Raw genomic sequence first — 12,515 nt, 5'->3', positions numbered from 1 at the left:
ACTCTAGAATTCAGCGCTTTTCGGTGTCCTTGGGAAAGGAATTACGTCTCTGATATTCGTCATTCCTGTTACAAAAAGAACTAGTCTTTCTAATCCTAAACCGAAACCTGCATGCGGTACAGAACCGAATTTTCTGGTATCTAAGTACCACCAAAGTTCATGTTCATCTACATGCATATCTGCCATTTTCTGTTTTAAAACGTCTAATCTTGCTTCTCTTTCAGAGCCACCGATGATTTCACCAATACCTGGGAAAAGAACATCCATTGCAGCTACTGTTTTGTTGTCTTCGTTCAGCTTCATGTAAAAAGCTTTGATTTCTTTCGGATAATCGAACAATACAACCGGGCATTCAAAATGTTTTTCAACCAAAAATCTTTCATGCTCAGACTGAAGATCTGTTCCCCAACTTTCAACAGGGTAAGCAAATTTTCCTTTTTTGTTCTCTTTTGAGTTCATTAAAATTTCGATAGCCTCTGTATAGCTCACACGCTTAAAACGTTTAGCAATTACATTTTCAAGTTTCTCAATAAGACCTTCTTTTGCTCTTTCTTTTTCTGGTTTTGTCTTTTGTTCTTCAGCAAAACGGTTGTCTAAGAACGCAAGATCATCTTTACAGTGATCCAATACATACTGGATTACATATTTTAAGAAATCTTCTGCAAGATCAATGTTATCTTCAAGGTTGTTGAAAGCAACTTCCGGCTCTATCATCCAGAATTCAGCAAGGTGTCTTGTTGTGTTTGAATTTTCTGCACGGAAAGTAGGTCCGAATGTATAAATTCTTCCCAATCCCATGGCTGCAGTCTCTCCTTCAAGTTGTCCCGAAACCGTAAGGTTGGTTTTTTTACCGAAGAAATCCTGTGCGAAATCAATTTCGCCCTCTTCAGTTTTTGGCATATTGTTCAGATCGAAGTTGGTTACTCCGAACATTTCTCCTGCTCCTTCAGCATCGGCTCCTGTAATTACCGGAGTATTGATATAGAAGAACTGGTTTTGGTTGAAGAATGAGTGAACGGCAAAGCTTACTGCGTGACGTACTCTGAAAACAGCTCCAAATAAGTTGGTTCTGAATCTTAAGTGTGCCTGCTCACGAAGTTTTTCCAAGCTGTGTTTTTTAGGCTGAAGAATGGTGCTTTGAAGCTCTTCTGTAAAGTTATCTCCTAAAATAATAATCTTTTTAGCAACAATTTCTACAGATTGTCCTGCTCCCTGGCTTTCCACTACTTCACCTACAACTTTAAGAGAAGAAGCTGTGCTAATATTCTTGATAAGTTCTTCATCAAAATTTTCGAAATCAACAACTATCTGCAAATTATTAATCGTAGAACCATCATTAAGTGCAATAAAGCGATTAGCACGGAATGATCTTACCCATCCGTAAACTGTAATGTCATGATGTAATACTTTCTTGTAATCCTTTAGGATTTCTTTGATCGTTTGCTTTTTCATTTGTTGATAATAAATTTTTGTATAAAAATTAATGGTCGCAAAGTTACAAAAAAACGGCGCAACTTGATGATTGCACCGTCTTTAAAAATCATTTATCAATTATTTAATACTTTAATTAAAGAAAATGGTCTTTTTTCTTTGCTTTCCATTTCTGATTTTCAGCGCATGATACCAACTGGGAACATCATATTGCCACTGGGGAAGGAACATAATAATCAGAATAACATCAATATGAGAAATCAATCCTAAGATTACTGCCAGATCAAAGGTCCAGCCTGCTTTCTGAAAGGCTATCAAATAGGTAAAGGCCAACAAAAGGCTTAATCCCCACATTTTTGACAAAAAGGCATGCGTACAGATTTCTTTTCCAAATTTCCAGATGCTTATGATATAACATAAAGCTTCCATGATGAAGATCAGCAGTATACTTTTCCATTCATTAATAATCAGATCCGGGTTTAGGAAATAAGAAGCAAATCCCAATGAAAGCCAGAAAACAAGATCGGTCTGACTATCCATTCGTCTTAATTTTTCCGAAGAAATACCGGTTTTACGGGCAATAATTCCATCAAAAATATCAGTAAACAATCCAAAATACATTAGAATCAGAATAAGTTGACGAGCTGATTCTCCTACATAATATCCCAGATACAGAATAACAAAGGCTGTAATAAAACGCGATAAGATCAATAAATAAGGAATATTTTTCATGACTATTATTTTTAATTAATTCTTTTATATTTTTCTGCATAATTGATGGTGTATCCTGACCAGAAAAAGAGTAAAAAAGCTCCGCTGTTATCATAATAATCCTGAATCAGAAGGTTATAATCTTGGGTTAAACCTATTCTTGACCGGAAATTACGGCAGCCTCCAAACAAATAAGGAATTTCATCACAATCAGAAGTGAAGTTATCCAGTAAAAACAAACCATTCTTCAACCTGGCTTTATATTTAAAGGTATATCCAATAGTATTGTCTTTCAAAAATAGGAGCTGTACTTCATACGTTTTATTTTTTGCTAACGGTACGGATTTTATAATGAGCTTATTAAAATCCATCACTTCTCCATTTTTCATAGCCAACATTTCTCCAACACTCTCTGTTTTATCAGATTTTGTATTGTTATTCCCAATATGTTCATAGCCTTTATATTCATATTGCCCATCAATCATCTGAACATTTTCTTTATTCAGCTCCAAAAGATCATCCTGAATCATTTTTCTGCTGAAACTTACACACGAATTCAGGCTCAGTGCTACGACTGTAAAAGCAGTTATTAAAGCAAGATTTTTCATGGCTGTTCATTGTTTTTTTGTTTCTTAAAATTCCAGTTGATGAAAGGCAGTTTCCGCTTTCCATTTTCATTCCACGCCCCAATCTGGAGCCCACGGAAATCTTTGCAGCTGTTATAAAGACCGATCTGAAGACCGAGGCATTTCTGTCCCACATTAGCCAATGGTGCCACAGAAACTCCTTTTATTTCATGATGAAAATTAAGAATGGGAGAAACAGCTATTCCATTTGTTACTGCATAAGTATTGATATTACTTGAAATATTAATCTCCAAACCATTGGTTACTGTAGGTTCCATATTGATCAATGACAACTGAACTCCATTAATTTTATTCATTTTATTTTCTGGAATAACACCATAATTATTGTTCAGACTCCATCGGTCTGCACCGGGTAAATACACAATGAGTAATGCAGGAAAAAATAACCCTAATGGATTAAAACCCATTCCCAATCCATTTACTTTTTTAGGAGTAAATCCATCTTCCTGATCAAAGTATTTAAGCAAAACTCCATTGATATTTCTGGTATTTTTCGAAGGTGAAAATCCAATAACTTTATGTTTTAAAGAATCTACTCTTATTGTGTCTGAAGCATAGCACAGACTGTTGAATAAAAGCATTGTTATTAAAAAAAATTGTGCTTTCATAGCTTATGATTTTAAAATTATATTTCAAAATTATCAGCCGAAAGCCCAGGAATGAATGTGAAAAAAAATTAAAAAATTCATCCTATTTGTGAAAATCGCAAAACATATGGATAAGATATTATCAAAAAAGGCTTTTTACTCTCAAAAAATATTACATTTGTGAAAATCACAAGCCATGCATCAGGAAGCTTTATTAAAGGAAATCCGAAGAAAGATAGGTGACAGATCGTTGAATGATGAGATTGCTAATATTCTTAATATCAGCTATGATGCTGCCCATCGGCGGACTTCACTGAAGGCCAAATTCAGTTTTGAGGAAGCCCTTGAACTCGCCAGGTATTACCAGATATCACTAGATCAGTTTCTGGGAACAGAAAATCAATTGGTTGTTCAAAGAACACAGCCTGTAAAAACAACTGATGATCTTTTACATTACTTTGAAAATTCTCTTAAAATACTCAATGTTTTCCAGGATATTACAAACTCTAAAGTTTATTATTCAGCCAAGGATATTCCGTTCTTCTATACAATTTCAGACTCTATTTTATCCCGTTTTAAGTTTTATGTATGGATGAATTTATTGAATCAGGATAAGTTTTTAAGTCCTTTTCAGGATTTTAATATGCAATATCATTCAGTAAAAAATGAAATGCTCAGAGATTTATATAATAAACAGAATGTTACGGAGATCTGGAATGACACTACAATAATGAGTGCATTAAGGCAAATCAAATTTTATTCTGAAATGAGGTTACTGAATAACAATGATATTGAATTGATTCTTGAAGATCTTAAAAACCTGTTGATGGAACTGGAAAATAAAACGCTGGAAAAATCTAATTTTCAGATTTACATCAATGATCTGGTGATTCTCAACAACAGCATTTTATTTAAAAATGAACAGCAATGTTCCTTTTTTATTCCGTTCAGTATGTTCGGATATATGATGACGAATGATAAAATAACCTGTGAAGATTCATTGAGTTATTTCGAACATCAGATCAAGAATTCAAGATCACTGAATGAATCCGGAAACCGGGAAAGAAAAATGTTCTTCAATACAATGTATGAACAGATTGACCAACTAAAACAAAACCTATCATGAACACTCTTCGTAACGGCGAATATTTCGGAGAAACCAATCAAATAATCAATCTAGAAGGATTGACCATCACCGATACGGAATATACCCATTCTTATGTAGACTGGCATTATCACGAAAATGCTTACTTTACTTTTCTCTTGCAGGGCAATATGACGGAAGGCAACAAAAAAGAAACATACGGATGCTCAGCAGGAACATTGTTGTATCATCATTGGGAAGATCCACACTATAATATTAAACCGGATGTTTTTACCAGAGGTTTCCACATAGAAATCACTCAAAATTGGTTTGAAAAGTTTAATATTCAGAAAAACAAAGTTGAAGGCAGTTTCAATATTAAAGATCCAGCCTTCAAATTATTGGCACATCAGATTTTTAAAGAAACAAAAACCAATGATATATCTCTCGAAATGGCAGTTAATCAAGTGTTATTACATCTTTTGAGTAGATTAACCCATGAGAAGGAAATCAAAGAAACAAAACCGTTGTGGGTAGGCCAGATTAATGAAATCTTACATGAAAATGTTGCTGAAGCCCTAAATCTCACCGAACTTTCTAAAATGTTGAATATCCACCCTACTCATTTAAGCAGAGATTTTCATAAATATTTCCATTGCAATCTGGGAGAATACCTCCGAAAATTAAAGATTAATAAATCTATGGAACTTCTCAATTCGCCTTCTTCATTAACGGATATTGCCCTGGAGTGCGGTTTTGCAGATCAAAGTCATTTCATCCGGTGCTTCAAAGAAAATATAGGAATTACTCCCTTGAAATACCGAAATCTATTGAAAGTTCATTGAAATCTTTTCGAATACAATCACCATTCACGATTTGGATACATCATTCCCCGATTTGGCTACATTTTACCTCCTGTAAGTTTTCATCTTTGTACCATCATTTAAACAAAAAAATATTTAAAAATGGAAACAAAAAAAGTATGGTTCGTGACAGGAGCTTCAAAAGGCTTAGGATTCGAGCTGGTAAAAAAATTATTATCCGAAGGATTTCAGGTTGCTGCTACCAGCCGTACCGTTGAATCCCTTATTTCTACCATTGGAGAAACTTCAGAAAATTTCCTTCCACTCAGCGTCAACATCACAGATAACGATGATATAAAATCCGCCATTGTTAAAACGGTGGAACATTTCGGCCGAATTGATGTAGTTGTCAACAATGCCGGCTACGGACAAATCGGGACGCTGGAGGAACTTACTGATGAAGAAGCAAGAAAAAATTATGCTGTGAATGTTTTCGGAACCTTAAATGTAATCAGAAATGCCATGCCTTATCTTCGTGAGCAAAGATCAGGAAACATCTTCAATATCTCTTCTGTCGGTGGATATTCTGCTAATTTTCCGGGTTGGGGAATTTACTGCTCAACAAAATTTGCTGTTGCCGGATTTACAGAAGCATTAGCTGAAGAGGTAAAAGATTTTGGGATTCATGCTACCGTTGTATATCCGGGATATTTCCGTACGGATTTCTTAAATAAAGATTCTGTGAGAACTCCATCAAATCCTATTCAGGCCTATGAAGCCGCAAGGAATTCTGAACAGGCTCACCTTAATGAAATCAATGGTAATCAGCCTAATGATCCAGTGAAAGCAGCTGATGTTCTGATCCAGATCAGCAAAGAGAAAAATCCTCCTGTTCATTTATTATTAGGAGTAGGAACAATGGAATTTCTAAATAATAAAATTGATATTTTAAAGAAAGATGCTGAAAAATGGGAAAATCTGACTGTTTCAACAGCAATTTAATATCATCATGATACCCTTCAGCTCCGTTCATTCTGAATGGAGCTGAAGGCTTTGTAAAACAATGTATTGTACTTTTTATAAAAACAATTACCTTAGCCTTTATGAAACAGCCTGTTCGTTTTAATACTATTGCAGATTTTCATGCTTTCTGCAGTCTTCCAAACCCTGAGCATCCCCTGATCAGCCTGATAGATTATAGTAAAGTACATTATATGGTGGAGGATGAAGAATTAAAATGGATACAGAATTTTTATTCCATCGGATTGAAGAAAAATGTCAATCCAAAATTCAATTATGGGCAGCAGCAATATGATTTCGATTCGGGAGTGTTGTGTTTTGTTTCACCACAGCAGTTTTTAAGTCTGGAAATAAGACAGGATATTCAGGTAGAACCTACTGGATTCTTATTGCTGATTCACCCTGATTTTCTTTGGAATACGTCATTAACAAAAAAAATAAAATCTTACGATTTCTTTAGCTACCAGGTGAAAGAAGCCCTTTTTCTTTCAGATAAAGAAGAAAAGATCATTCTTGAAATTCTTAAAAATATTGAACGTGAATATCAGTCAAATATTGATAAGTTCACCCAGGAACTGATTATTGCACAGATTGAATTGTTATTGATTTATTCTGACCGTTTTTATGAACGTCAGTTTTTTACCAGAAAAAAATCAAGTCATGAATTGCTGCATAAATTTGAAGAGCTACTCTCCGGATATTTTGAAAGCGGAAGTCTCGTAGAAAATGGAATTCCCTCTGTGAAATGTATAGCTGAACAGATGAATATTTCACCCAATTACCTTGGTACCCTACTTCGTCTTCATACCCAGCAAAATACACAGCAGCATATTCAGAATAAATTAATTGATTCAGCGAAAGAACGGTTAAGCACGACAAGTTTATCCGTGAGTGAAATTGCTTATGAACTTGGTTTTGAACATCCACAGTCTTTCAGTAAGCTGTTTAAACAAAAAACGAATCAGTCACCAGGAGAATTTAGAAAGCGGTTCAATTAGAATACATGATTATAAAATAGCATGTTAATTTCATTCTATTTTACTGTAAAGAAGTTTATTATTTTTGTTTAAATACTTCTTGCCATGAGAACAGCTCTATTATTGATTTTTATTTTCACCTTCTATCTTTACCAGGGACAAAGCAAAAATATTATCAATCCAGAAAAAATTGAAAATCCCATTCAACAAAAATATTCCGGGAAAATTGTATTCCTGAACAAAGCTGTTTCACTTGAAAACCTCAAAGATTTAGATATTATTACTTCTTCAGTATTTCAGGAAAACGGAGATCTTGGTATTTATGTTTTTTTTGACAATTCTCTGATCAACTACCTTCATAAGCTTGAACCTAATTGGACTGCGGATGAACTCCTTAAAAAAGGAAACTTTCAATTCTCATTTTATGTTGACGAAAAACTGATTTATAAAGAAAATCTCAATACAGGTGCCGAAACTTCAGAAAATAAAAAAATGAAGACCACATTAAGAATTCCTCTTCTCAGCAGTAAGAATGAAGATTCATGGGGAAGGTACTTATGGATGCGTTTTTATAGGGGTCATGACGGAATTGATGCCCTGGCTGAGGGAGACCACGTTTTAAAAATTGAAATCCGTCCCTATCTGAATACAGGATCTATTATTACAGGAAACATTATTGCAGAAGGGCAAATCCGTCTTAATGTTCCTAAACAGAATATTCCTGAACATCAAATCGCAATTCAGCCTGTCATGCCTGACATCGGATGGAAGGTTTCTGAAGAAAAACTGAATATTGCAACGATCAGAAATCTAAACAAAAAAATTGCGGAAGAAAGGTTCAAAAATATTACCAGCATTGTTGTTATTAAAAATGAAAAGCTTCTTCTTGAAGAATATTTTAACGGATCAGGAAGAGACTCTTTACAGGATACACGTTCGGTTGGAAAAACATTTGCTTCCGCATTGATGGGAATCGCTATTCAAGAGGGTTTTATTAAAAACGAATATCAAAATCTAAAGGATTTTTATGATTTAAAATCTTTTGAAAATTACTCACCCCGAAAAGATAGTGTTACTATAAAAAGCTTATTAACAATGAGCTCGGGTTTTGATGGTAATGACCAGGACTCTGAATCTCCAGGGAATGAAGAAAATATGTATCCTACCGATCATTGGGTAAAATTCACATTGAATTTGCCTATGACTGAAAATAAAATCGGTAAAAACTGGAATTATTTTACAGCTGGAGTTGTAGTAACAGGTGATATTTTAGATAAATCTCTTCCCAAAGGATTGAAAGACTATGCTGATAAAAAATTATTTCGGCCTCTTGGAATTAAGAGCTATAAATGGCAGTTTACTCCTCAACAAAAGCCTTCTTTAGCAGGCGGCTTACGGATGAGAGCCTTAGATTTTGCAAAGTTCGGACAATTATATAAAAATAAAGGGAGCTGGAATGAAAAAATGATATTAAATACGAATTGGATAAAGAAATCTTTCACTAACTATTTCTCAGATAATAAAGATTTTGAAGGCTATGGATATTTGTTCTGGAGGAAAATTTATAAAGTGGGAAACAAAAATCTGGAAGCTTATCAATGTAGTGGGAATGGAGGAAACAAGATTATTGTATTTGTAGATGTACCAATTGTAATGGTTATTACAGCTACAGCATATAATAAACCCTATGCACATTCACAGGTTGATAAAATTATACAGGAATATTTATTACCAGCTATTTATGAGTAATAAAATGGGTAATGAGTAATAAAAAATGGTGAATAAAGTGAATAATCAATAGTGAATTGATTATCAAAAAAGAAAATTTATTCGTCTTTCTTAGATGGAACTAGAAATACATCAATAAGACCTTCAGGAAGTTTCATTTTGATTGTTCTTTGTTCCCTGTCAACTTCAAGAATCCAGTCTTTAATCATAGGAATAACCACTTCTTTTCCATCCAGATTGGTGATGAAATACACCTGTGCTGTCTGATCGTTTACAGATCTGATAACCCCACAGTTGTTATCATGTTCATCAAGAATTTCAAATCCGATGATTTCGTGGTAATAGAATTGTTTTCCTGAAAGTTTAGGCAATGTAGTCAACGGCAGGTAAACACTTTTACCTAAAACCTGATCTACTATTGCTTCAGAAGAGTTTTTGAATGCAAGATTCAGAGCATCTAATTTGCTCCATGATGATTTTTCAATAAAAAATGGAACCAATAATCCGTTGATTTCAACGAATATTGATTCCAATTTATTGTAAAGCTCGGGCTGGTCGGTATCCAATTTAAGGATAACGTTGCCCGCAAGTCCGTGTCTGCGTGTTATTTTCCCCAACAAATAGCAATCTTCTTTACGCATAACCGGAAATGTTCTTAAGCTTCAGTGTTTTCTTCAGTTTCAGCAGCAGCTTCTCCTTCTGTAGCTACTTCTTCAGCAGGTGCGTTTGCAGCCTCTTCAGCAGCTTTAGCATCAGCTTCAGCTTGTGCAGCAGCAGCAATTCTAGCTTCGTTTACTTTTGCTTCAGCTTCTAAAGCAGCTTTTTTAGCATCAGATTTAGCAGTTGCTAAACCTTCAACTTTACCTTGTACTTTAGATTCTTTAGTATCTAACCAAGCGTTAAATCTTTTTTCAGCTTCAGCTTGATCAAAAGCTCCTTTAGCAACACCACCTTGTAAGTGTTTTTTGTAAAGAGCACCTTTGTAAGATAAAATAGCTCTAGCAGTATCAGTAGGCTGAGCACCGTTGTTTAACCACTGTACAGCAGAATCAACGTTCAACTCGATAGTTGCTGGGTTAGTAATTGGGTTGTAAGTTCCTAGTTTTTCGATGAATCTACCATCTCTTCTAGCTCTAGAATCTGCAACCACGATGTGGAAGAAAGGTTTTCCTTTTTTACCGTGTCTTTGTAATCTGATTTTTACTGACATAATGTTTGAATTTTACGGGAACTCGTCCCAGTTAAATATTTAAGAGTGCAAAGATAGACAAAAATTCTGATTGAACAATGGTTTAATGTAACAATTTATCAATCTAGCAATGTAACCATATTTTGCCCCTCTTTTGTAAGAATTTAACTGGTGCATTGGTAAACTGTTATATTGTTATATTTTTCCCATATAGAAAAGCCCCAGACACTTCTGGTTTTCTTCTATCGTCAAAGATACTTTCAAATGGTCAACAATTGTAGGAGAACTCCAGTAACAGCCAATATTATTAGCTGTACAGCTCAAATACATATTTTGTACAGCCATTGAAGTAGCCGCAATTTCTTCCCACTCAGGAACCATTCCGCTGAAATTAACGACAATAGAAACAACTACATTAGCTTTATTGATTTTAAAACCAATATCATTATATTTTTTCTCTAAGAATAATTGTTCAGGCTGAGTGGCTTTATAGATCGCCTGCATTTCTGAAGCCAGTTTTGCCTTTTCCTCTCCTTTGAATATTTTGAAACGCCAAGGCTTAGTACGCTTATGATTGGGAGCTAAAGTGGCTGAATGTAAAATTTCATCAATAACTTCCTGAGAAATTTCTGCCTCCGTATAATCTTTCGGGAAAATACTTCTTCTTTGCTCTATGATTTCTTTTAAAACTTCTGCTTTATTCATAGAGACAAAAATACAACATGTAAGTTAATTTACAGGAGAATAGATAAAGATTTTGATTTGGGATACGAGGTTTTGAGTGGTAAGAGTGGTATTGGTTGAAGAAATAATATCACAACACTTCTATGATTTTCTGATGAATTTTATTCAATGTAAACTCATCTCCTGCTTTCATTCCCATCATTTTTTTGGCCATAGGACTTTCAGAAGAAATGGCGTAGAATCGGTCTCCTTCAAAGAAAAATTCGCCTAATGACACAGAAATATAAAAACGGGCTTTATTAGTAATCACTAAGGAGCCCAGCTGAACTCGGTCTGTAGAGGTATTCAAAACTTTTCCCATATTTCGTTTGAGATCATTTAAAGCACCAAGCTGTCGCTGCATCTGATAGATTTCCTCCTGCATTTCTTCCCGCATGCTATCATACTTTGGTGTTTTTTTGATATCACGACTGGCCTCCAGAGTAAATTCAATGAAGTTTTTAAGCTTTTCAATTTTTTCTGCAATGGTGTTTTTTACAAAGTCTCTGATATCTCTTTTTTCAAATACGGTCTTCTCCATACAATCGTTTCTTTATATAAAGATAATATTTTTCTAATAATATTGTTTGACTTAGTCTACAATTACTCTTTTCAAAATATTTCTTTTTTGAGAATTATGTTTAGATTTGCCTTTTTTAAAACTAAAAATCATGTTTAAATCACCATTTTCATTTGATGGGAGAATCAGAAGAACAGAATATGGATTATCATATCTTATATACCTGGTATTTTATGTTCCTTTCAATATTTATTTTCAGCTTAACCAGGAACCTTCAGGAATGGTTATGATACTTTTCTTTATCCTTCTTATTCCGTCTCTTTGGTTTCTTCTTGCACAGGGTGCAAAAAGATGTCATGACAGAGGAAACTCCGGATGGTTTCAGCTAATTCCTTTTTATAGTTTATGGATGCTATTTGCAGAGAGCGACCACGGGCCTAATGAATACGGACCTAATCCTAAAGGAGAAGGAAATTATAACGCGATTAACGAGATCGGTAGAAAAGAAATTTAATCAATAAGCCTTGCACAATGTACAAGGCTTCTATTTTTATTTTTCTGATAATTTCTTCAGGTCATTCAGTCCCTGCCCAAACATTTTATCCATATTGCTTTCCATCATAGGTTTCATAATCTTCATCATGGCATTCAGTTCATTATCAATCATCCAGGTTACTTTTGTTCCATTACCTTCAGGAGTCAGTATCATGTTACTTTTAGCATTTCCTTCAAAGGGTTTTATGAAATGAAGCTGCGTAGCCAATTTTTCATTGGGGCTAATGGCTGTGATGGATTGTTCTCCTTCACTGTCATCTCCTTTCCAGTGATAAGAATCTCCTATTTTATCTCCTTCACCGGAATAAGTAATTTTAATATTTTTTATTTCTTTAGAAAAAGGATCCCACATATTATATCCTTTTAAAGAACCTGTATATTGCCAAACTTTTTCTTTGGGAGCATTAATGACAATAGATTTTTCATAATGATAATCTTTACTGAAAGCCAGCATAGCAATAACAGCATATACAATAACCAGCAAAAGGATAATGCCGATAAATTTTAAGAGTGTTTTCATAGTCTATATAATATTTAAGG

General features: G+C 34.4%; 15 protein-coding genes. 6 read left to right on the top strand and 9 right to left on the bottom strand.

Annotated features, from left to right (window positions below; genetic code table 11):
- Positions 1-3: 3 nt before the first annotated feature.
- The 4 genes from asnS to EG344_RS16040 all read right to left on the bottom strand — a co-directional run bounded on the left by asnS (position 4) and on the right by EG344_RS16040 (position 3,397).
- A complete protein-coding gene (asnS, locus tag EG344_RS16055) occupies positions 4-1,452 on the bottom strand; it encodes an asparagine--tRNA ligase (protein WP_123910324.1) in 1,449 nt (482 codons plus the stop codon).
- A 111-nt stretch (positions 1,453-1,563) separates the two neighbouring features.
- The gene (locus EG344_RS16050; RefSeq protein ID WP_123910322.1) at positions 1,564-2,163 is read right to left on the bottom strand and encodes a CDP-alcohol phosphatidyltransferase family protein; all 600 of its coding nucleotides are present in this window, start codon (positions 2,161-2,163) and stop codon (positions 1,564-1,566) included.
- Between the two features lie 11 nt (positions 2,164-2,174).
- On the bottom strand, positions 2,175-2,750 hold the full coding sequence (locus EG344_RS16045) for a hypothetical protein (RefSeq protein WP_228412750.1): 576 nt from the start codon (positions 2,748-2,750) through the stop codon (positions 2,175-2,177).
- Complete coding sequence (locus tag EG344_RS16040; RefSeq protein WP_123910320.1) at positions 2,747-3,397, bottom strand: hypothetical protein; 651 nt, start codon at positions 3,395-3,397, stop codon at positions 2,747-2,749. The genes EG344_RS16045 and EG344_RS16040 overlap by 4 nt, the downstream gene beginning before the upstream one ends.
- Positions 3,398-3,572: 175 nt before the next feature.
- On the opposite strand from EG344_RS16040, the gene EG344_RS16035 reads away from it, so the two are divergent.
- From EG344_RS16035 to EG344_RS16015, 5 genes are all read left to right on the top strand, one after another.
- On the top strand, positions 3,573-4,502 hold the full coding sequence (locus EG344_RS16035; protein ID WP_123910318.1) for a helix-turn-helix domain-containing protein: 930 nt from the start codon (positions 3,573-3,575) through the stop codon (positions 4,500-4,502).
- The gene (locus EG344_RS16030; RefSeq protein ID WP_123910316.1) at positions 4,499-5,305 is read left to right on the top strand and encodes a helix-turn-helix domain-containing protein; all 807 of its coding nucleotides are present in this window, start codon (positions 4,499-4,501) and stop codon (positions 5,303-5,305) included. The genes EG344_RS16035 and EG344_RS16030 overlap by 4 nt, the downstream gene beginning before the upstream one ends.
- A 120-nt stretch (positions 5,306-5,425) precedes the next feature.
- A complete protein-coding gene (locus EG344_RS16025; RefSeq protein WP_123910314.1) occupies positions 5,426-6,265 on the top strand; it encodes an SDR family NAD(P)-dependent oxidoreductase in 840 nt (279 codons plus the stop codon).
- Between the two features lie 101 nt (positions 6,266-6,366).
- Entirely contained in the window at positions 6,367-7,281 is a 915-nt protein-coding gene (locus EG344_RS16020; protein WP_123910312.1) for a helix-turn-helix domain-containing protein, read from the top strand.
- An 84-nt stretch (positions 7,282-7,365) separates the two neighbouring features.
- On the top strand, positions 7,366-9,009 hold the full coding sequence (locus EG344_RS16015) for a serine hydrolase domain-containing protein (protein WP_123910311.1): 1,644 nt from the start codon (positions 7,366-7,368) through the stop codon (positions 9,007-9,009).
- Between the two features lie 77 nt (positions 9,010-9,086).
- Here the strand turns inward: EG344_RS16015 and rimM are convergent, their stop codons facing one another.
- The 4 genes from rimM to EG344_RS15995 all read right to left on the bottom strand — a co-directional run bounded on the left by rimM (position 9,087) and on the right by EG344_RS15995 (position 11,441).
- Complete coding sequence (gene rimM / locus EG344_RS16010) at positions 9,087-9,629, bottom strand: ribosome maturation factor RimM (RefSeq protein ID WP_123910309.1); 543 nt, start codon at positions 9,627-9,629, stop codon at positions 9,087-9,089.
- A gap of 14 nt (positions 9,630-9,643) precedes the next feature.
- The gene (locus tag EG344_RS16005; protein ID WP_123910307.1) at positions 9,644-10,198 is read right to left on the bottom strand and encodes a 30S ribosomal protein S16; all 555 of its coding nucleotides are present in this window, start codon (positions 10,196-10,198) and stop codon (positions 9,644-9,646) included.
- Between the two features lie 174 nt (positions 10,199-10,372).
- Positions 10,373-10,882 (bottom strand): nitroreductase, encoded by a 510-nt coding sequence (locus EG344_RS16000; protein ID WP_123910305.1) that lies wholly within the window; start codon positions 10,880-10,882, stop codon positions 10,373-10,375.
- A 109-nt stretch (positions 10,883-10,991) separates the two neighbouring features.
- The gene (locus EG344_RS15995) at positions 10,992-11,441 is read right to left on the bottom strand and encodes a hypothetical protein (RefSeq protein WP_123910303.1); all 450 of its coding nucleotides are present in this window, start codon (positions 11,439-11,441) and stop codon (positions 10,992-10,994) included.
- A 130-nt stretch (positions 11,442-11,571) separates the two neighbouring features.
- On the opposite strand from EG344_RS15995, the gene EG344_RS15990 reads away from it, so the two are divergent.
- Positions 11,572-11,934, top strand: a complete 363-nt coding sequence (locus EG344_RS15990; RefSeq protein ID WP_123910301.1) for a DUF805 domain-containing protein — start codon at positions 11,572-11,574, stop codon at positions 11,932-11,934.
- A 36-nt stretch (positions 11,935-11,970) separates the two neighbouring features.
- Here EG344_RS15990 and EG344_RS15985 read toward each other — a convergent pair whose 3' ends face one another.
- The gene (locus tag EG344_RS15985; protein WP_123910299.1) at positions 11,971-12,495 is read right to left on the bottom strand and encodes an SRPBCC family protein; all 525 of its coding nucleotides are present in this window, start codon (positions 12,493-12,495) and stop codon (positions 11,971-11,973) included.
- Positions 12,496-12,515: the final 20 nt, after the last annotated feature.

The sequence above is a fragment of the Chryseobacterium sp. G0162 genome (genome assembly GCF_003815715.1).
Taxonomy (GTDB): Bacteria; Bacteroidota; Bacteroidia; order Flavobacteriales; family Weeksellaceae; genus Chryseobacterium.
The sequence above is the reverse complement of the archived record's forward strand: the minus strand, read 5'-3'. Positions and strand labels throughout refer to the sequence as shown.